Below are 21,412 nucleotides of genomic sequence, written 5' to 3'. Positions count from 1 at the left end.
TTGCTTGGAAAAATAAATGAATAATCCCAATTTTAGTTTTATAAAACTATCAACACTTATTAACAAGTAATGAATACAACCATTCACAATGTTAATAATTGTTACCTTTGTATTATTATACTTTAATATATAAAAAATGAAAATTTCTATAGGCAACGACCACGCCGGAACCGATTATAAACAAGCTATTGTTAAACACCTGGAAGCTAAAGGACACAGCATACAAAACTATGGTACCAATAGTAATGATAGTGTAGATTACGCCGATTTTGTACATCCTGTAGCCAATGATGTTGAAAACGAAAAAGCCGATTTTGGTATTCTCATCTGCGGAAGCGCAAATGGTGTAGCCATGACTGCAAATAAACATCAAAAAATCCGTGCCGGTTTATGTTGGAATAAAGAAATAGTACACTTAATACGCAGTCATAACAACGCTAATATTTTGTGTATTCCAGCGCGATATACAGCTATACAACAAGCAATAGAAATGGTAGATGTATTTTTAACTACCGATTTTGAAGGTGGTCGCCACCAAAATAGAATCGATAAAATTCCTATTTCGTGCTAAATGGGTCATAGCCACTCGCATAACCATTCTCATGGGCATCCCGATTTAAAAGGCCGGAATCTGCTTATTTCTATTTTATTAAACATACTTATTACGGTTGCCCAAATTGTAGGCGGACTCATTTCTGGTAGTTTGGCCCTATTAAGTGATGCCTTACACAATTTTAGCGATGTGGTATCATTGGTTATTAGTTATATAGCTAATAGAATTGCTAAAAGAAAAGCCTCTTTCCAGAAAACATTTGGTTATAAACGAGCTGAAATATTAGCGGCTTTTGTTAATGCCGCTACTTTAATTATTGTAGCCGTATTGTTAAGTATTGAGGCGATTGAGCGGTTTCAAAATCCCCAGGTTATAAAATCTAACCTAGTTATTTGGCTGTCCATTATTGCTATTTTAGGTAATGGTTTAAGTGTGCTTTTATTAAAAAAGGAATCCAAAACCAACATGAACTTAAAAAGTGCCTATTTGCATTTACTTACCGATATGATGGCTAGTGTTGCTGTATTAATTGGTGGTTTGCTTATGAAATTTTATGAGGTATATTGGGTAGATAGTGTTTTAACTTTTGCGATTGCTATTTATTTGGTTTACATGGGATATGATTTGTTAAAAGATTCCACAAAAGTATTGATGTTGTTTACTCCAGATAGTGTACCTATAGATAAAATTGTTTCTGAAATAAATGCTTTTGAAAGTATAAAAAATGTGCATCATGTTCATGTTTGGCAATTGAATGAAGATGAAATTCATTTAGAAGCCCATATTGATTTTTCCGAGGACATTACCCTTTCAGAATTTGATGTTATTTTACATAAAATAGAAGATTTGGTTCTCTCTAAATATGATATTAACCACGTTAATATTCAACCGGAATACGGAAAAGTAGATGCTAAAGATGTAATTGTTCAAGATTGATAAATTTATTTATCATACTTAACTTGTTTCAGTATCCCATTACAGACTATGATAAAAATAGAAGTCAAATCTTTCGAAGAACTAAATAAGCAAGAGCTCTATGATATGCTTCAGCTTCGTAGCGAAGTATTTGTGGTAGAACAAGATTGTGTATATCAGGATATTGATGGAAAAGACGAAAAGGCACTGCACGTTTTAGGTTTTAATAATAATAATAAATTAATTGGCTATACTCGAATTTTTAAGCCAGGCGATTATTTTAAGGAAGCTAGTATTGGTAGGGTAGTAGTGGCTAAAAGTGAAAGGTACCATAATTATGGAAATCAACTTATGGAAGCTTCAATTCAAGCGGTAAAAGAATACTTTAATAAATCTTTAATTAAAATTTCCGCTCAATGTTATTTAAAACAATTTTATAATAATTTGGGATTTAACGCGGTAGGAGAGGAGTACCTTGAAGATGGTATACCCCATACAGCTATGTTAGGTTCTTTTTAGCGTTTCAAACGCTTATCAATCAAAAACAAATTATCAAAAACATTTTATAGGCTAAGCTATTAATTGGTATTACCAATGTAAGTTATAACAATTTCTACCCGCCTGTCTAATTTTGGGTCGCCACCCAACGGAAATTTTCGGCGCATTCCTAAATGGCGCATCCGTTTTTTATCTACGCCCTTTTTAGCAAAATAATCGTAAACGTATTTGGCCCGTGCTTCCGATAAATTACGTTTTTTTGTGCGCCTATCTACGGCATCTCTAGTAAATTGGGTGCAACATACATGGCCCTGAATAGTGAAATAAATATCGTCGCGTTCAACTAAAGCTTTTGCAATAGATTCTAATGTTTTTTTGGAGCCTGGCGTAACGGTTGCGTAACCAGTTTTAAATAAGATATTTTTAAAAATAATTTTATCACCAACGGCACTCTCGTTAATAAGGTCTATTTCATTTTTTTCTTTGGGTTGCTTTGGAGTTTTGGCTACAACAGGTTCTTTGGGTTTAGGTTTTACAATAATTTCTACTTTTCGGTTTAAGCCTCTAATTTTTAAAAGGTCTTTTTCTTCAACTATTTTTAACAGAATTTCACCTTTTCCATCAACGTTAGAAATAAGGTCTTCACTAATTTCATTGTTGGAGAAAATGGCCTTAATAGCATCGGCACGTTGTTGCGAAAGTTTTAAATTATAGGTATTTGCTCCTCGGTCATCACAAAAACCAAAAATGGATATGGATTCAATATCTAAATCAGAAAGAGTAGAAATAAATAAAAGCAAACGGTTTTCTTCGGTTGGGGGCACAACAAATTTATCTGTATCAAAATATACTTCATGCTTTAGCTCGTTTTGTGATGAAACAACAGAACAGCTTAAAGTCAGTAATATTAATACCAATAATTTACGCATATAATAGGGTAATAGAAATAGGTAATAAATATACCATTTTTAATCGAAAACCGTGCCAGAAGCTTATAAATAGGATGTTTTATAGGTTGATTGTAGTTTGTTGACTAATATTTATTTTAATTTTCATGCATTTATAATTATTGCAAATAGTTATGGTATGTTGAAAGATTTCCTAAAATTTCTGTTGCCTTTTTAATTTCAGGATTGTACATTTTATAATAGTCATATAGGCCTTCACGATAAACGTACCTTTTAACTATTTCTTCAGTAAGCAGTTTTAATAGAAAATCATTATTTTCATCTATGATACTGCTTTTTGATTGTTCTAAATTAGAAATCAAGTTATTGTAATCGATTTCAATATCATCGTTTAATTCTTCTTTTTTAGCGGTTTCAAAAGCTTTTTTAAGTGCTTTTTCTGTATCGGTTTCAAAAGAAAAATTATTGGATTTCAAATAGTTTTTAAAATCTAAAAAGTCTTTGCTGGTAAGTTTAAAGCTATTGATATCATCGATTTGATGACTGTAATGATACTTTGTAGCGTAATCGAAAATTAAATTATTGTTTACAATGGCCGTTGTAATGGGTGAGGTTTTATAGGTGCCCATGGGAACATCAGGATAAACTCCACCGCCATCAAATACTTTTCTTCCATTTTTGGTTTTAAACTCATGGTAATTTTCTTGATCAATTTTAACCGCTTCACCTTTTTCGTTCCTGTTCCAATAATCTAATGCCTGGATACATCTACCAGAAGGGGTGTAATACCTGGAAATGGTTATTTTTACTTGCGTACCATAAGTAAGTTGCTTTGGCCGCTGCACTAAACCTTTACCAAAACTTCGGGCACCGACAATAACTGCACGGTCTAAATCCTGTAATGCTCCAGACACAATTTCGCTTGCCGATGCACTTTTTTCATCAATTAAAATAATTAATGGAATTTCAGTATCAATAGGTTCACGTTGTGTAAGATAGGTTCGGTTATATTTTTTTACTTTCGACTTTGTAGTAACTACCAATTGCCCTTTAGGTACAAATAAATTAACAATATGGATAGCTTCATTTAATAATCCTCCTGGGTTTCCGCGTAAATCCAAAATCAATTTTTTGGCACCTTGGGCTTTTAAATCACGAAGTGCGTAGTTAGTTTCGACATAAGCTTTCCTACTGAACCGGCTTAAAACTATATAACCTGTTTTATCGTCAACCATTGAAAAATGTGGCACGGCTTTTATCTCTACTTCAGCCCGTTTTATCGTTGCTGTTTGGGTTTTGCCTTGGCGTTTAAATGTTACTTCAACCGGAGTGTTAGGTGTACCTTTTAATAAATCTCCCGCATTCTCTTTATAGTCAGCAACTACTGTGTTTCCTACTTTTATAATTTCATCACCAGCTTTCAATCCTGCTTTGTCAGCAGGATAGTCTTTGTATGGCTCAACAACAATTAATTTATCTTTTAAAGTTTGAATTTTAGCACCAATTCCCGTGTAATCGCCCGTATTGTTTATTCTAGCAGCTTCAACATCCTGCTCGTTCATAAAATTCGTATAAGGATCTAAATCCTCTAACATACTTTTTATGGCCGTATCCATTAAATCTGCTGGATTGGTTTCGTCAACATAGTTCATGTTTAGTTCTTTGAACATTGTTGTAAAAATTTCTAGCTGTTTGGCGATTTCAAAAAAATCGTTTTGAAAGGCCGTGGTACTAAAAAAGATAGCACTAGCAAGTATGGGAATTATGATTCTTTTTTTTAGTAAGTATTTCATGTATTCAAGGTTTCTATTATTCTGAAATTTTACTCAAAAATTTAGCAAACAGCTGGTTCATTCGAGTTTCAATAAGGGTAAAATTGGGTTTTTCTTTGCCAATGTACAAAATCATAAACGCATGTTGTGTTGTTAAATTGTTAAAATAACCTGCTTTATTTATACGGTAAGCTTCTCTTAGTAAACGTTTTATATAGTTTCTATCAACAGCAGTTTTAAAATGGCGTTTACTAACAGATACGCCGGTTTTAGCAATAATATTTTCCTCAAAAGAAGTGCTTAAATAAACCAAACGTAATGGAAATGCAGAAACCGATTGTCCCTCGTTAAACATTTGGTCAATCAGCTTTTTACTTTTTAGTTTTTCTCTTTTTGGGTAAGATGCATCCATATTAAAATTTGTAAACGCAAAAGTAACAATAACAAATAACACCACACTCGGGTTTAAGCTACATGATAAAAATCATTTTTAGAATCCATAAATAACGGTAATTTAATCTTTTTAAATTGAAAATAGACCTTGTAATGTTTTAGCCTTTTCTTGGTTTAAGAATAATATTGTAGTTTAAGTTCAATTTTAAATGATGTCGTTATGGGAGATTTAAATGTTGCTAAATTAAAAACCAAAAGAGACAGGGTTAACTACATCCATCATTTACTAAACGACATTAAGGCATTGGATATGTTGGTTGATAATGGGCTGATAGAAGATGGACCATTACGTATTGGTGCAGAACAAGAATTTTGCTTAGTAAATGATGAGTTTTTACCCGAAAGTAAGTCATTAGAACTTCTTGAAGCTATTAATGAAGACCATTTTACAACCGAAATAAGTAATTACAATCTAGAAATTAACCTAGATGTATTTGAGCTAGGTAATGATTGCTTTTCAAAACTGCACCAACACCTTGATTCTTTATTGAATAAAGCAAAAAAAATAGCAGAAAAAAAAGGTATTAAGCTTATTTTAACGGGTATTTTACCTTCGTTGTCTGTTAATAATGTTGATGAGAAAAGCATGACTCCCGTTGAGCGTTATTCCGTTTTAAACGATGCTATTAAGGAAAGAAGGAAAAAAAGTTTCGATATCCATATAAAAGGTGTCGACGAACTTAATTTATTGCACGATTCTGTTATGTTGGAAGGTTGTAATACCAGTTTTCAAGTGCATTTACAACTTAGCCCCAATACTTTTGTTGACAATTATAATTGGGCACAAGCTATAGCCGGACCGGTTTTGAGCGCCTGTACAAACTCGCCCATTTTGTTTGGAAAAGAACTGTGGATGGAAACCAGAATTGCTTTGTTTACGCAAAGTATTGACACACGGGCTAACAGTTATTTGTTAAATGAAAAGCAGTCTCGAGTTAGTTTTGGCAACAATTGGCAAACAGGATCTATCTCAGACATTTTTAAGGACAACATTTCTAGATTTAGAAGTTTTTTAACTACCAATTTTACCAAAGACAGCGCGGAAATGATAAAAAATAATGAAATTCCAAAACTACGCGCTCTGGGTTTACATAATGGCACTGTATATCCATGGAATAGGGTTTGTTATGGCACGACTAACGGCAAACCAAATTTAAGAATTGAGAATCGATACTTGCCTTCTGGACCCACTACCTTCGATGAAATAGCCAATATGATGTTTTGGATAGGTGTCATGTTAGGAAAACCTAAAGAATATGATAACATCCATAAAAAATGGGATTTTAAAGATGTAAAAACAAATTTTTTTAATGCCGCACGTTACGGTAAGGCCACCCAATTTTATTGGGATGGTAAATACGTGTCAAGTCACGCCCTTATTTTGGATGAATTGCTCCCCATGGCATACAAAGGCTTGTACAGGTACGGTATTGCACCAAAGGATGCCGAAAAGTATTTAAAAATTATAAAAGACCGAGTTATGGGAACCACGGGATCAGAATGGCTATCACGGAATTATAGAATCCTATTGAAAAACCATGGTCGGTTTGAAGCCATGCAAATCCTTACTGCCAAAATGTATGAAAAACAGGAAAGAGGATATCCTGTTTCTACATGGAATATGCTCGATACCTTTAAAGATGGAGCATTTATCAAAACCAAACTGGTAAAACATGCCATGAGCTCAGATATTTTTTCAGTAGATAAAAAAGACAGTATTGAATTGGTTTTACATATAATGAAATGGAAAAATATTCACCATATGCCTGTAATAACACACGATAGTGCTTTGGTTGGCCTACTTACATGGAAGGATGTTGAACCTCATTTAAACGAACTTAAAAAGCAAAATCTCAGTGTTTCTAAGTTAATGAAAACTGAACTGATTACTACAGACGAATATACATCATTAGAAGAAGCAGAAAGATTAATGAATCAACATGGTATTGGGTGTCTTCCTGTAGTCAAAGAGAAAAAGTTGGTAGGTTTAATAACGAAAAACGATTTAAGCTGAACAAATTGAACATTTTCTATTTATGATTGATTTATACAGTAAAGCATTAAAAGCGAGTTTAAAAGTTGACCGGATACTTGGCAAAATAGAGGGCCTTCAACCGGGTCCTACCATTGTATTTTTTGGAGGCATTCACGGTAATGAAAATTCGGGTGTTTTTGCACTCAAAGAAGTGATGCGAGGAATAAATCGGGCTTATGTAAAAGGGACTATCTACGGCATTTCGGGAAATTTAAAAGCTCTAAGTGAACAAAAGCGCTATATAAATGAAGATTTAAACCGGCTTTGGACTAAAACCAATATAGAACACATAAAACAAAAAAGTGACTTAAATCCAGACGAAAAAGAATTGTTGGAGTTGCTAGACATCTTAAATGCCATTTTAGAAAACCAACAGCCCCCGTTTTATTTTATCGATTTACATACTACATCCAGCAAAACACTCCCTTTTATTACCATTAACGATGCTTTGATAAATAGAAAATTTTCGCAACAGTTCCCTGTACCTATTGTTTTGGGTATCGAAGAGTATTTAACGGGGCCATTATTGAGCTACATCAATCAATTGGGTTACGTTTCATTAGGATTTGAATCTGGGCAACATTATGAGTTTTCTTCAATATTAAATCATATCGATTTTATTTATTTGGCATTGGTTTATTCAGGGATTGTAGAAGAAAAAGCAGTTATGGACTTTTCAAAGCATTATGAGCAATTAAAGAGTCAAGCGCAACAAAACTCTGATATATTTGAAGTTATTTATGTCCATAAAATAAAACCTCAAGAAATTTTTAAAATGCAAAATGGTTTTAAAAGTTTTGAAAAAATAAAAAAAGGTTCACCTTTGGCTGAAAGTAACGGTATTAAAATTTCAGCAGCCAACAACGGAAATATTTTTATGCCGCTTTATCAACAAAAAGGAGCAGAGGGTTTTTTTATAATTAAGCCTATTAATTCTTTTTTCTTAAAATTATCTTTAGTACTAAGACGTTTAAAAACAGATAGTTTTTTGGCTCTTTTACCGGGTATTTCATGGGTGGATAAAAAAGAAGGTATTTTGCAGGTAAATTTAAAAATAGCTAAATTTTTCGCTAAGGCATTTTTTCACTTGTTAGGGTACAGAAACCGTCAAATAACCGAAACCCATTTAAGGTTAAATAATCGAGAACGCGTTGCAAAAACCGCTATTTACAAAAAAGAACCATGGTATAAAGGTAGAATTTGACTGTTGTTATTGTTGCTTAATTTTTTCCTTAATTAGGGAATAGGCGGTTTTAAATTCGAACAATCTTCCTGTTTGAAGTATGGTTTCACTCTGACCATTTTTTAAAAGGAACACAATTCTGTTTTCATTATATAAAGTTTGGGCATCAGCATCAGCAATTGGACTCCGTCCACCAAATATCAGAAACTGTCTTTTTAGAAAAATAGTCCTTTCAATATCGTTCAGGCGAATTCTTATAGTCTTATTAAATTCGGGCACGAAACTTTTTGATTCAAACTCTACAAACTCATTATTAATTCTCAAATAGTTTTTTGATGAAAATAAAGCGAACAGAGTACTAATGAAAACTATAATCAATCCAAAAAAGGACAGTTCCTCATAATTTTTTATAAAAATTGGAATTACCATAAGAAGGAATCCAATTATAAAAAGGGCATATTTAAAATTAGTTAGCCGTTTATTATTAGGTATAATTTTAAACTTTTTATTCACCATCAAACTTTTGAAGCTAGTCTAATTCTTGTTTTTTTGAGCCCTAAGCCGCTTTACATAATTTTTATAAAGCTGTCTCCAGCTTCTACCGTTGTTATTTAAATATTGCTCGTTCTTGGTTTTATAAATTTCGAAAATGGCCGAAATTTGTTTCATATTTTTAAAATCTATGGCCATTTCTCGCGCTTGCTTAAGATTTTTTAAAAGCTCGGCATCTTCTTTTGGCGTCATATCGGTTACAATTTCACGATAGGCCTTCATGGTAAAAGCCACTTTACCAATGGTGTATTTATCTAGAACAGCTTCTACTTGCTCATCACTCAGGTTTGCTTTAAGTGTTGACATTAAATTGTTGTGAACGCTCTCTGGCATGGCCGAATCGGCTATAATTGAACGGTCTAAATCACTTAACTTTTCACCAGTTCTGGGGTTTATACCTGCTGGAACCTCGGTATGCGGATGGCTGTTGTGCCAATTACGCACTTCGGTTAAATGGGTGGCAATGGTTTTAGTAACTTCTTCGGCTTTTTTACTGTCTTCTAAGTTGAACTCTTTAACCCAGGATTGAGCTTTTTCCCATTGTTGGGTGCTTTTAATATTTTGTGCAAGACACAGATTTGCCAAAAGCAGTAGGGTTATGATTGTTATTTTCTCAGGTGTCTTAATTTTCATAAAAGTTTCTATTTTTTATTGTTCTCTTTATCAATATCTGCCATCATATTTTTTGGATCTATTTCTACAGATTTTATAGCTTTTGAAGTTTCAAAAGAATAGGTTGGGTGGGCCCAGGCCCAATCTTTTATAATGGTTGCTTCGGTTGGCTTTTCGCCACGCATCATCTGTAATGGGATATAAAAATCTTCTGAAGAACCATCGGTATAAGTTACGGTTAAATCAATAGGCATAGGCATTAATCCAATACGTTTTAAGGTAGCTTTATTGCCTTGAACCGACTCTACGCTGTAATCAATCGTATTAATGGTGCGCGTCCAATCGTTGAGGTACCAATCTAATTCTAAGCCAGACACTTTTTCGGCAACCCTAATAAAATCAGTTCTAGTAGGATGTTTAAAAGCCCAATCTTTAAAATATTGCTTTATGGTTTGTTTCTGGTTTTCTTTGCCGATAACATAAGCCAATTGATTTAAAAACACATAACCTTTGTAATAAGCAGCAATTGCCGAAGATTGATTGTAGTTAAAACGATCCGCATGGGTAGTTTGTGGTTGCTCGGCACCTGAATTAACGTAGTAATAATAGATATCGTAAACGCGTTTTGTTGGTTTTTCAAATGGTTTATTGAAAATTTCGCACTCGGCTAGCTCGCCGAAGTATTCTGTAAAACCTTCGTCCATCCAATAGTTGGTCAGCTCGTTGGTGGCCAATAAAAACTGAAACCACGAATGTGCCATTTCATGGGCGGTTACACCAAATAAACCGCTAAATTCGCCCTCGCCAGCAATTAGGGTGCACATACCGTATTCCATGCCGCCATCACCACCTTGAATGATAGAGTATTGGTCGTAAGGGTATTTCCCAATGTTTTCACTATAAAACTGCATGAGTTCTACAGCTTTCGGTTGGAGTTTTTTCCAGTTGTTCAATTTATCTTTTGGCATACTATTTTTGTATAAAAAATGCAATAGCGGTCCATTTGGAACCTGTATAGTGTCATGAATATAATTGGGGTCTGCCGCCCAAGTAAAATCATGCACCGTAGGTGCCACAAAATGCCAAGTCAGTTTTTTTGTGTTGGGTTGTTTTAAGGTGTCGGTTTGGTATCCGTGCCCAATTTCGTTAGGGTTTTGTAAATATCCAGTGCCGCCCAAGGTGTAATTTTTATCAATGCTAATTTTTACGTCAAAATCACCCCAAACCCCATGAAATTCACGGCCTATATAAGGGTCGGCATGCCATCCTTCGTAATCGTATTCAGCTAATTTTGGATACCACTGCGCCATAGATAAAGCCACACCTTCATTGTTAACTCTGCCTGAACGCCGAATCTGTACTGGTATTTGGGCATCAAAAAGCATATCGAACGTTACGCTTTCCCCAGGTTTTATGGGTTCTGCTAATTTTACTTCTAAAACGGTACCTACGGTTTCGTAGGTTAAAACTTGGCCGTTTTGTTTTAACGAATTTACTTTTATATATCCAATTTCGTCTGGTTTTAATTTACTTATACGGTCTTCTACACGGCTATCTGGATCGGGAATGTTACGTGAACGAACATCCATTTCGCTACCTGGTTGAAAAGCATTAAAGTACAAGTGATAAAACACCTGGTTTAAAATATCGGGCGAGTTATTGGTGTACACCAAAGTTTGCTTGCCCTCATATTGGTAGTTATTTACGTCCACATCAATTTCCATTTTGTAATCGACATGTTGCTGCCAATAACATGGATTGGATGAGGTTTCAACGGTTAGAGGTTGTGGCGTTTCTGGAGCCTTAGGCGTTTTCGGGGGATTTTCAACCATTTGAGAACTTCCGCATGATAAAATAAGGATAGAGGAAAGTATGTAAAAATAAATGCGATTCATAAATATTGAATTGAAAAATAAGGCTGTTCAAAATTTATTATGATGAACAGCATTAAAAGAATTTAAAAAATTATTTAGACATTTTAGCGGCCATAATCAAGGCATTATAAGCGTTTACCATTTTTGAAGATTTTGATAAATCGGCAAACGGACGAATATCACTAGTATCACCACCAACAATAACTTTAGTGTTTATTGGTAAACCTGATTCCATTAAAATTTGTTTCACTTGAGCTGCGGTTAATTTTGGGTAATAAGAACGAATTAATGCAGCAACTCCTGCCACAGCCGGGGCGGCCATAGAGGTCCCTCCTTTTGTGGCATATTCATTTTCAGGAGTTGTTGAATATATGTCGTCACCAGGAGCAAAAACATCAACATTATTTTTTCCGTAATTTGAAAAAGATGCTACCATGCTCGACCCGTATTTAGGAGCCAGTGCACCAACCCTAATGTAGGTATCGGTTACTTCTTTTCCATTTACATTATCATCTGGGAAATTAGGTTCTACATCTACATCTTTACTATCGTTTCCTGCGGCATGCACAAACAAGACATCGTTTTCACCGGCATATGCAATGGCATCACGAACCCAATCGCTATGTGGTGAGAAGCTCTTACCAAAACTTCCGTTGATGATTTTTGCCCCGTTATCAACCGCATATCTAATGGCCAATGCTACATCTTTATCGTATTCATCACCGTCGGGTAAGGTTCTTACCGACATAATTTCAACGTTGTTTGCAACACCATTGGCTCCTTTACTGTTGTTGCGTTCTGCGGCAATAATTCCTGCAACGTGTGTACCGTGGCTTTCTTCTTTTTTAACAGGTTTAACGTTGCCATTGCCATAGTATTTGGTTGATAAATCTTCAGGGTCGTCACCGTTTACACGTCCTTTAAAATCCTTGTTAAGTTTATAGTTTAGAAAATCGTTTATGGTTTCTAAAACACCTTCAATTTCTTTTAGGGCACCAGTTAAAGTGTCGTCATTACTGAACATGTATTGTGCCATTTGCTTAGCTTGGTTTAGCCCTTGGTCTTGGGTGGTAATGGCATTAACTTCATCTTTGGTGTAATCTTCTTTTCCTAGGTGTTTAACCAAGGTTTCGTGGGCGCCTTTTATTTGATGATAAACCTGATCATGTTGTGTTTTTCTCTGCATCCATACTTCATACTCTTTCTCGTATTCTGCTTTAGCACGTGCATAGTCAGGGTTGCTGGTATCACCACTAGCTATAATTCTAACGTATTCTAATTGTTCGTTGTAGCCATCACCCAAGAAATTCCAACCATGTATGTCGTCAATGTAGCCATTGTTATCGTCATCTTTTCCATTATTTGGAATTTCATCTTTGTTAGTCCAGATAACATCATCTAAATCCTCATGGTCTATATCAATTCCTGAATCTAGTACAGCTACCAGTACCTTTTGTCCTTTTTTGTTTTTAATAAGTTCGGAGTAAGCCTTGTTAACACTCATACCCGGAACGGTATCTTTAACAAGGTCTAAATGACCCCATTGTTTCTTTTCAGCTTCAGTTAATTCTGACACTTTTAAAGGTGAAGTATCTATGTTTTCAACTGGGGTTGATAAAATATCTGCAGTACTGCCACAGCCATAAATTAAGGCTGAAAGGAATAGCGATGCAACAAGTATTTTTATTGTTTTCATTGGTAATATTTGAATTAGTCTATTGTTTTATAAATTAAATATATCTCGGGTTGTAAATGTTTCGTTTAGCCTAACCCCTTTTTCGGTGTTTTTAACCGTGATGATTTCGTTATGTGCGTCATGCTCTAAGAACAGATAGAAATTGTTTTTTGCAGCTAAGTTTAAAAAGGTTTCTTTTTCATTTAATGTTAATAAAGGCCTTGTATCGTAGCCCATAACGTAGGGTAGCGGCAAATGACCAACCGTTGGCAAAAGATCAGCCATAAAGGCTATAGTTTTGTCTTGGTATGTAATAAGCGGAATCATTTGCTTGTCGGTATGGCCGTCTGCAAAGAAAATGTCGAAATCCAATTCTGATTTTTTAAGTATATCCCCATTTGGAAGCGAGGTAAGCTTTAATTGCCCGCTTTCTTCCATGGGCAGTATATTCTCTTTTAGGAAAGATGCTTTTTCTCGCCTATTGGGTTCTGTTGCCCAAAGCCAATGGTCTTTATTACTCCAAAAGTGTGCATTTTTAAAAGCAGGTTGGTAACCTGTTCTATCTTTATTCCATTGAATGCTGCCGCCACAATGGTCAAAATGCAAATGGGTCAAAAAAACATCGGTAATATCATCGCGATGGAAACCGTATTGTTTTAAAGAATTATCTAAACTGAAATCACCCCATAAGTAATAATAACCAAAAAATTTGTCGGATTGCTTATTGCCCATTCCATTATCGATTAATATTAGCCTGTCCCCATCTTCAATGAGCAGGCAACGGGTGGCGATATCAATCATATTATTGGTATCGGCCGGATTGGTACGGCTCCATAATGATTTGGGTACTACTCCAAACATAGCTCCTCCATCAAGTTTTAGATTTCCTGCATGTATGGGGTATAATCGCATTGAAAATTTTTAAGTCTTGCAAATTAATAAAAGTGGTAAAAATATAAGGTTTTCAGTGTAAATTATAGCTTTAATTTAACACTTACCCCAAACATTATTTTTGATACACATGAAAAATGAACTAAATTTAAGTATATAAATTAGCGTAGTTTTATAAAAAGAATTTCAGAAAATGGACATGATAATAACTTTTGCTATTATTCTTTTTGGTGTAATCCTTTTTGTTAGGGACTATTTTTCTATTGATACCACCTCCATACTCATTATGGCCATGTTTATAGTTGCTGGTGTACTAAGCCCTGAAGAAGGTTTTTCGGGTTTTAACCACCCAGCTACTATTACTTTGGGCTGTATTTTTGTGGTTAGTGGGGGTATTTTTAGTTCTGGTATTTTAGATGGACTTAGCCATAGAATTATAAAGTTGGCTAAAATACATTATAGTGTTGCTTTAATTGTATTTTGTTCCATTTCAGGGCTGTTTTCAGCATTTATTAATGATACAGCAGTGGTAGCGTTATTGCTCCCCATAGCTTTAACGGTCTGTAGAGAAACTAAAATTAACCCAAGCAGGTTGCTTATGCCCATTTCATTTGCCGCACTTTTTGGAGGAACCTGTACACTCATTGGTACTTCAACCAATATTTTGGTGAGTAGTTATGCTAAAAAATATGGCGTTGATGAGTTTGGAATGTTTGAGTTTAGTTTAGCAGCACTTTGTTTATTGGCCATTGGTTTTACTTATATCTTTATTATGGGGCCTTTTTTGCTACCTAAAAATAGAGGGGGAAACGAGGAGTTCACCAAAAAAGCAGAAACCTATATCACTGAGCTTTTTGTTGAGAAAAACTGCAGGGATAAAAACAAATTCATAGGAAAATCCGAATTGGTGAATGACTATAACGTGAATATTCTTTCTCTTCTACGGAATGGTGTTTTAAAACATAATTTTGATACTGATACTAGAATAGTGGAAGGTGATATTTTAAAGATTATCGTTCCGCCGGAAACCTTGTCGCGCCTTTTAGATGTTGAAGGCTATAGTATTAAAGGAAATAAACGTATGCAGGAAGCTGAAAAAAAGTATAAGTCCTTCAATTTATATGAAGTTATTATTCCTTTTGGTTCAGGTTTATCTGAAAGCTCGTTAAAGGAAATCAATTTTAGAAGACAGTATAATTCGTCTGTTATTGCCATTCGCCAGCGAGGAGAGATTATATATGATAAACTCACCCATGTTACCCTAAAAGAAGGCGATATGTTGCTGATGCTGGGCCAACCCGAAGAAATTAACAGCTTAGTATCGCAAAACCTAATTGTAAAGCTTTCGGAATATGTAAAAAAGAAGACCAACTATAGAAAGGCTATTCCTGCTGTGTTAATTGGTGTAGGCGTTATTACGGCGGCATCACTTAATATAACTTCTATTTTAATTAGTGCCATGGTAGGCGCTCTTGTAATGATATTAATAGGCGTCTTAAAGCCCATGGAAGCCTATAAGGCGGTTGAGTGGAAGGTGATTTTTATGATGGCCGGTGTACTTTCCATGGGTACAGCACTTGAAAAAACAGGTGGTGCGGCGTTAATTGCCGATTACATTATGAATACTTTGGGTCAGTATAGTGCCCAATTCACGCTGAGTATTATTTATTTATCGGCGTTTATATTAACTAATTTAATATCCAGTAAAGCTACAGCTGCTTTAATGGTGCCTATTGTTATCACCTTGGCGCAGTCTATGCAAATTAGCGAACGTCCGTTATTGGTAGCCGTCATGTTTGCTTGTTCACTAACATTTATGACACCAATGAGCTACCCCACAAATACCATGGTCTATGCTCCGGGAAACTATAAGTTTATAGATTTTTTAAAAATGGGAACACCTTTAAATCTTATTATCTGGCTGGCTGCATCGTTCGTGATTCCTTATTTTTTTCCGTTCTACCCAGCTTAAAAAGCTGAATTCGATTATAAAAATACTAATATACAGTTAATTGTCATTTCGACTGAGCGAAGTATGAGCGATGAGAAATCTCACAACTTGACGGAAATGATGGGATTCTTCCTCGTTATGCTCTAATTTGGTATTTTCAATCAAAATATATTTTGATTTCAATAACGTTCGGAATGACAACCTAACACCAAACAGAAATTTAAATGATTGAATATTATAACAATCTAAATCAAGTTTAAAGCTAATTTAACCATGATTTTTTATAATGACTTGCTTCAGTCGTTTTCCAAAATCAAACAGGGCTTTTATTTCTTTTACACTGGCCAATCGCTCCCGTCCAAAAATAAGTAAGGCGTCGCCATCAGATTCAACATGGTAATAGGGATTACTTTCAAAAAAACGAATGACATCGTCATCAAAAAATTCAGCAATTCTAGTTTCGTTTTCACCAAGTAAATAAAAACGTTTTGAAAAATCCTCGTGGTTATCAATAGGAATATCTTTAAATCCGGCAAAAGCCGAAACTTTTTCCAAAAAGCCTTCTCTATCTAAAGTAAACTTTGGAATGTTTTGGTTAAACTGAGTATGAATCATAGTGGTGCGAACCACCTCTCTTGCTATAAACTCACCTTCGGTAAATTCGATATCGAACAATTTTATATCACTTTCATCATGTGATAAAATATTGTAAATATGGTCTATATTCTTGGTTTTGAAAAATGAGAAGTTGTTTAAAAAGTAAACTTCTTTTATATGTTTGGAGCTGTAGTTAAGTTGGTAGTCTTCAGCCAAATCCTCCATGTTAGTTTGACGTCGGGTTAAGCTCTTTTTTATAATGTTGGGAACGCTAAGCAAACGTCTTGAAGCAAACGGGTGTTTAGAGTCTGTATCATGCAAATCCAATCCAACTACATCAAAATGACCTCCACGTTTAGCAAATAACTCTTGGTAATCGCTCATGTTTTCCATAACCGTATCATCAACAAATTCACAAAGTGAAAAATCGACTATTACATCGGAAGTTTCTGGAACAGCACCCAATTTTTCCTTTAGCCTAAAATAATTTAAAAAGCTACAAAAATGCTTAACACTTACATGGTAATTGTTCTTGCTGTCTTGCTCTTTGTACATTAAAACATTTGGTTTCAGAATGTTTCTAAAAAATAAGCCAGCACTTTTATTGATGACAAAATGAATAATTAAAGTGGCTAAGACACCGCCTAAAATACCCGTGATTAGTCCTACTTTTAATGTAAGGATTAAGGTTATAAAAAATATAATGAGCTGCTCTTTTCCTATAGATGACATTTTTGTGACTACCTTTGGTGAGGCCAGTTTGTAACCCGTGTAAACCAAAATAGCCATTAACGCAGGTAGCGGTATTCTGGTGAGTTGTGAACTAAAAAACACAATAAATACAACCAAAAACAAGGCATGAAAAAAGTTAGAAGACCGGTTGCTGGCGCCGTTATTTACATTTACCGAACTTCGAGCAATTACGGTTACCACGTTTAGTCCCCCTATTAGTCCACTTCCTATTGTTGCCAAACCAAGTGCTTTGAGATCTTTGTTTACGTTAGAACGTCGTTTTTCAGGGTCTAATTTATCAACGGCTTTTATGCTTAAAAGTGATTCTATACTCGATATGAGCGTTAATGCCAAAACACTTCCCCAGAACGAAAGGCTCCAAATACCACTAAAATTAGGCGTTGGCAATTCGGCTATAATTTGTTGAAATTCTGGGATGCCCGAAATCATATATTCTTTGGCTATGGGATTAGGTTCGTGCAAGCCAAACTCAAAGTAGTAACTAAACCCGATGGATAATATAACTATCCACATGGGTGCAGGTATGAGTTGTAAATATTTGTTTCTAATTTTAGAGTAAAATACCATAATGGCCAAGCTGATGATGCCAGCTATGGCCGCATAAATCAATCCGCTTCTTCCATAATGTAAAGCATCGTTTATGGTATAGGGAATTTCAAAAAGGTAATCTACCGTATCGGGCCTCTTAATTTTATGGGCCAGCATAATGTGGAACTGCTTCCCTAAAATAATTAATCCAATGGCAGCGAGCATCCCTTGAATAGCAGAAGATGGAAAAAAATCGGCCAATTTACCCATTCTAAAGAAGCCTAAAAGCATTAATAAGGCACCCGAAAACATAATGGCCACATAGGCATTTTCTAGGCCTAAAGTTGTAATGGCTATAAGAATTACACCTACCAAACCGTTGCCCGGACCCGCAATGGTAACATGGCTTCCACCTAAAATAGACACAGTAACACCGCCAACAATGGCTGCAATAACACCAGATATTGGTGGAGCATCACTAGCCATGGCAAGACCTAAACCAAGCGGCAATGCAATAAGGCTAACCACAAACCCAGAAAAAATATTTTTGGGTAAGCTTTTAAAAAAATATTTTATGTTATTCTTTCTTAGGCTCATTGCAAAATCAATACATCTGTTGGCAGCTCGGTTAAAATGTGCTCAATATCGTGCGGAAATAAGCGGTCCCAAAATGTCATTTTCATGGGTGCATTCATAACCAGTAAATCGGCTCGGGCTATTTGTGCATAATGTCCAATGGAATACCCCTGCTTTCCGAAAATAGGTTGCAGATTTATGTTTTTTTTTGCGGTGTATTCCTCTGGAATATGACTTATTATTTCTTTGATTCTAGAGTTTTCGCGCATTCTAATGCGTTCTTTCATAATATTGGCGCGGCGCAACGATTTATCGTCTTCAACCTTTACCGAAATCTGTTCTTGCTTAATTTCTTCAACAATAGTAATTTTTTCGGCACTTAGTTTATGGGCCACGTAAAAAGCGGCAGTTATGGTTTGTTCGGTTTTTGGGTCTTCCAATCCGTTTACCACTACATGCTGGCAGGGCACACGTTCAACCGAGGGCTTTATTAATAATAATACTGAACATTTGGATCTTCGAGTAATTTTTCTAGCAATTGAACCAACGTAATATTTAAAGAACCTTTCTCGTTTTAGGGCTCCTAGAATAAGTAGGTCTATACTTTTTTCTTCGGAAACCGATAAAATAACATCAACAGGATCTCCTGTTTTAAAAACGACTTCGTAGTCAAGGTTATCTTTTTTAAAGCTTTTTAAGATTATGCTTAGCATATTTGTTTTTTCTTCGGAAGCTTCGCCAACATGAATTAAGTACATTTTAGCTCCAAAAAAAATTGACAATCTTGCCGCCTCAAAGAGGTTTGCTCTTAAATTTGGGGAATAAGCCACCCCAATTCCAATATTTTTAAAAGGCTTTATCGACACTTTTTGACTTTAAAATTTTTGTAAAAGTTGAAAGATAACATTTTTTTAAAAACATGAAAACGAATCCCAAAAACAATAAAGATAAACGCCCAAAATCATCTGTTTTTATTTAAATTAGTCATTTTAATAGGTATTTATATGTTAGAATTAGCTGGAATCATCATATTAGGAATATTGGCGCAGTGGGTGGCTTGGAAGTTTAAAATTCCGGCCATTTTGCCTTTAATATTAATTGGTTTGCTAGTAGGACCTATTGCTGCTGAGTTTTTGAGTGATGATGGCAGTAAGTGGATTGAACCCGTTTGGAACGGAAAGAATGGATTATTTCCAGGCGATGGCCTTTATTATTTTGTGTCCTTGGCCATTAGTATTATTCTTTTTGAGGGTGGGCTTACATTAAAACGTTCTGAAATTAAAAATGTGGGACCGGTTATTACCAAATTAATAACGCTTGGCTCGGGTATTACATTCTTTGGAGGTGGTATTTTGGCCAATCAAATTTTTGGATTGAGTTGGGAATTATCATTTTTATTTTCGGGCTTAATTATTGTTACGGGTCCAACAGTAATAACCCCTATCTTAAGGAATATTCCGCTTAAAAAAGATATATCTACAGTATTAAAATGGGAAGGCATTTTAATTGATCCCATTGGAGCCTTAGTGGCGGTATTGGTTTTTGAATTTATTAGTGTTGAAGGTGACAGTGGTTTTACAAAAACAGCTTTAATTGAGTTTGGTAAAATTATACTTTTTGGAACCACCTTTGGTTTTACGTTTGCGCATGCTTTGGCCTTTGCAATTAACAAAAAATTTATTCCACATTATTTGTTGAATGTAGTTTCACTATCAACCGTTCTTTTAGTTTTTGTAGAGTCGGAGGTATTTGCGCACGAGTCGGGTTTATTGGCAGTTGTGGTTATGGGCATGGTGCTAGGTAACAGCAAACTCAATAACATTAAAGAACTCCTTTATTTTAAGGAATCTCTGAGTGTGCTGCTTATTTCAATCCTATTTATACTATTGGCAGCAAATATTAATTATCAAGATTTAACTTTACTCTACACTTGGAAAACGGCCATTTTGTTTGCCGTAATTGTTTTTATTATTAGGCCGTTGGCGGTGTTTGTCTGCACTCATGGATCCCGATTAAAAACTAATGAAAAAACATTTATTAGTTGGGTAGGTCCCCGAGGTATTGTTGCGGCCGGTATCGCGTCACTGTTCGGCGGTAAACTTATTAGACAAGGGGTAGAAGGGGCAGAATATATTACGCCGCTAGTATTCATGGTAGTTCTGGGCACGGTATTATTAAATGCTACAACGGCAAGAATGTTTGCAAAATTGGTTGGTGTTTTTCTCAAAAAATCTGAAGGTATACTAATTGTTGGCGCTTCAAAAATATCAAGGTTATTGGGTCATTATTTGGAAACGAACGGACGCCATGTTGTGCTTATAGACAGTAATGAAAGAAACATTGAAAAAGCTCAAGAACTGGGTTTAGAAGCTATAGCTACCAATATTTATTCTGACACATTAATGGATAATATAGAATTAAGTGATGTGGGTTATTTAATGGCGCTTACGGGAAATCCAGATATTAACAAATACGCCATTAAAAAGTTTAGTGCTCAATTTGGTGAAAATGGTTCGTTTAGATTGGTAACCACACAAGAAATGTTGGATGATTCCAATAATCCTAAAGAGGGATTATTTTCTCATAAAGATGATTTTAATAGTTTATCTGAATTGACCAGAAAACACCCTTCCATACAGGAAATTGATTTAGAAAGTAAAGAACACTACGAGGAACTGATTAAAATTTCAAATAGTGACGATGATATTATACCATTGTTTATAAAGGATAACGAGGGTGAATTGCATATTATATCCTCTTACAGTTTAAAGGTTAAAGATATTGAAGAAGATTATCAGCTAGTGTATTTAGGAAAACCTTTTGATGTTGAAAATGTGCCCACGGCGGAAACCAAAGCATCTAAAGAGGAGTGACTATTCTGAGTTTGTATAGGCGTTGTTTAACTGTTCTAGATTAGTTAATTCTAATAGTTCTTTTGGCTTGGGTTGTCTGATTTAATACTGGGCATATTGAGTCCAAAACAATGTTGTCCTTATTTCTGTCAAAATCAATAATTTTCAATATCTAATTTGGGGCCAAAAAAAGCCCCACTTTTTCAAGTGAGGCTTACAATATTAATATGTTAT

17 protein-coding genes are annotated in these 21,412 nt (G+C 35.0%); 7 read left to right on the top strand and 10 right to left on the bottom strand.

From position 1 onward, the window contains the following. Positions 1–136 precede the first annotated feature (136 nt). The 3 genes from rpiB to ACIEHO_RS00350 are packed head-to-tail and all read left to right on the top strand — an operon-like array spanning position 137 to position 1,987. Positions 137–571 carry a ribose 5-phosphate isomerase B gene (gene rpiB, locus ACIEHO_RS00360; RefSeq protein WP_406967481.1) on the top strand — a complete coding sequence of 145 codons (435 nt, stop codon included), beginning with the start codon at positions 137–139 and terminating at the stop codon, positions 569–571. Further along, positions 572–1,489: a cation diffusion facilitator family transporter gene (locus ACIEHO_RS00355; protein WP_406967479.1), complete on the top strand. Its 918-nt coding sequence runs from the start codon at positions 572–574 to the stop codon at positions 1,487–1,489. A gap of 48 nt (positions 1,490–1,537) precedes the next feature. After that, on the top strand, positions 1,538–1,987 hold the full coding sequence (locus ACIEHO_RS00350; RefSeq protein WP_406967477.1) for a GNAT family N-acetyltransferase: 450 nt from the start codon (positions 1,538–1,540) through the stop codon (positions 1,985–1,987). Between the two features lie 59 nt (positions 1,988–2,046). Here the strand turns inward: ACIEHO_RS00350 and ACIEHO_RS00345 are convergent, their stop codons facing one another. The 3 genes from ACIEHO_RS00345 to rnpA form a co-directional block, all read right to left on the bottom strand. Then, on the bottom strand, positions 2,047–2,895 hold the full coding sequence (locus ACIEHO_RS00345) for an OmpA family protein (protein ID WP_406967475.1): 849 nt from the start codon (positions 2,893–2,895) through the stop codon (positions 2,047–2,049). A gap of 137 nt (positions 2,896–3,032) precedes the next feature. Continuing rightward, the gene (locus ACIEHO_RS00340) at positions 3,033–4,667 is read right to left on the bottom strand and encodes a S41 family peptidase (RefSeq protein ID WP_406967473.1); all 1,635 of its coding nucleotides are present in this window, start codon (positions 4,665–4,667) and stop codon (positions 3,033–3,035) included. Positions 4,668–4,683: 16 nt separating this feature from the next. After that, complete coding sequence (rnpA, locus tag ACIEHO_RS00335; protein WP_406967471.1) at positions 4,684–5,058, bottom strand: ribonuclease P protein component; 375 nt, start codon at positions 5,056–5,058, stop codon at positions 4,684–4,686. A gap of 201 nt (positions 5,059–5,259) precedes the next feature. Here rnpA and ACIEHO_RS00330 point away from each other — a divergent pair, with 201 nt between their 5' ends. Both ACIEHO_RS00330 and ACIEHO_RS00325 read left to right on the top strand, forming a co-directional pair. Continuing rightward, positions 5,260–7,113: a CBS domain-containing protein gene (locus ACIEHO_RS00330; RefSeq protein WP_406967469.1), complete on the top strand. Its 1,854-nt coding sequence runs from the start codon at positions 5,260–5,262 to the stop codon at positions 7,111–7,113. Between the two features lie 22 nt (positions 7,114–7,135). Continuing rightward, the gene (locus ACIEHO_RS00325; protein ID WP_406967467.1) at positions 7,136–8,338 is read left to right on the top strand and encodes a succinylglutamate desuccinylase/aspartoacylase domain-containing protein; all 1,203 of its coding nucleotides are present in this window, start codon (positions 7,136–7,138) and stop codon (positions 8,336–8,338) included. A gap of 6 nt (positions 8,339–8,344) precedes the next feature. Here ACIEHO_RS00325 and ACIEHO_RS00320 read toward each other — a convergent pair whose 3' ends face one another. The 5 genes from ACIEHO_RS00320 to ACIEHO_RS00300 form a co-directional block, all read right to left on the bottom strand. Next, on the bottom strand, positions 8,345–8,746 hold the full coding sequence (locus ACIEHO_RS00320; RefSeq protein WP_406967465.1) for a hypothetical protein: 402 nt from the start codon (positions 8,744–8,746) through the stop codon (positions 8,345–8,347). 105 nt (positions 8,747–8,851) lie between these two features. Continuing rightward, positions 8,852–9,502, bottom strand: coding sequence for a DUF3826 domain-containing protein (locus ACIEHO_RS00315; RefSeq protein ID WP_406967463.1), 651 nt, complete (start codon positions 9,500–9,502; stop codon positions 8,852–8,854). An 8-nt stretch (positions 9,503–9,510) separates the two neighbouring features. Next, complete coding sequence (locus ACIEHO_RS00310; protein ID WP_406967461.1) at positions 9,511–11,376, bottom strand: M1 family metallopeptidase; 1,866 nt, start codon at positions 11,374–11,376, stop codon at positions 9,511–9,513. Positions 11,377–11,446: 70 nt separating this feature from the next. Continuing rightward, positions 11,447–13,051, bottom strand: coding sequence for a S8 family peptidase (locus ACIEHO_RS00305; protein WP_406967459.1), 1,605 nt, complete (start codon positions 13,049–13,051; stop codon positions 11,447–11,449). 27 nt (positions 13,052–13,078) lie between these two features. Then, positions 13,079–13,942, bottom strand: a complete 864-nt coding sequence (locus ACIEHO_RS00300; RefSeq protein WP_406967457.1) for an MBL fold metallo-hydrolase — start codon at positions 13,940–13,942, stop codon at positions 13,079–13,081. 172 nt (positions 13,943–14,114) lie between these two features. Between ACIEHO_RS00300 and ACIEHO_RS00295 the strand changes: the two genes are divergently transcribed. Further along, a complete protein-coding gene (locus ACIEHO_RS00295) occupies positions 14,115–15,893 on the top strand; it encodes an SLC13 family permease (RefSeq protein WP_406967455.1) in 1,779 nt (592 codons plus the stop codon). A gap of 246 nt (positions 15,894–16,139) precedes the next feature. Here the strand turns inward: ACIEHO_RS00295 and ACIEHO_RS00290 are convergent, their stop codons facing one another. Both ACIEHO_RS00290 and ACIEHO_RS00285 read right to left on the bottom strand, forming a co-directional pair. Beyond that, entirely contained in the window at positions 16,140–18,347 is a 2,208-nt protein-coding gene (locus ACIEHO_RS00290; RefSeq protein WP_406967453.1) for a SulP family inorganic anion transporter, read from the bottom strand. After that, positions 18,344–19,192 (bottom strand): universal stress protein, encoded by an 849-nt coding sequence (locus tag ACIEHO_RS00285; RefSeq protein ID WP_406967451.1) that lies wholly within the window; start codon positions 19,190–19,192, stop codon positions 18,344–18,346. The genes ACIEHO_RS00290 and ACIEHO_RS00285 overlap by 4 nt, the downstream gene beginning before the upstream one ends. A 138-nt stretch (positions 19,193–19,330) precedes the next feature. Between ACIEHO_RS00285 and ACIEHO_RS00280 the strand changes: the two genes are divergently transcribed. Then, complete coding sequence (locus ACIEHO_RS00280; RefSeq protein WP_406967449.1) at positions 19,331–21,199, top strand: cation:proton antiporter; 1,869 nt, start codon at positions 19,331–19,333, stop codon at positions 21,197–21,199. The last annotated feature ends 213 nt before the right edge of the window (positions 21,200–21,412 follow it).

The organism is Flavisericum labens, assembly GCF_045446075.1.
Lineage (GTDB): Bacteria > Bacteroidota > Bacteroidia > Flavobacteriales > Flavobacteriaceae > Flavisericum > Flavisericum labens.
This window is presented reverse-complemented; position numbering and strand designations above follow the sequence as displayed.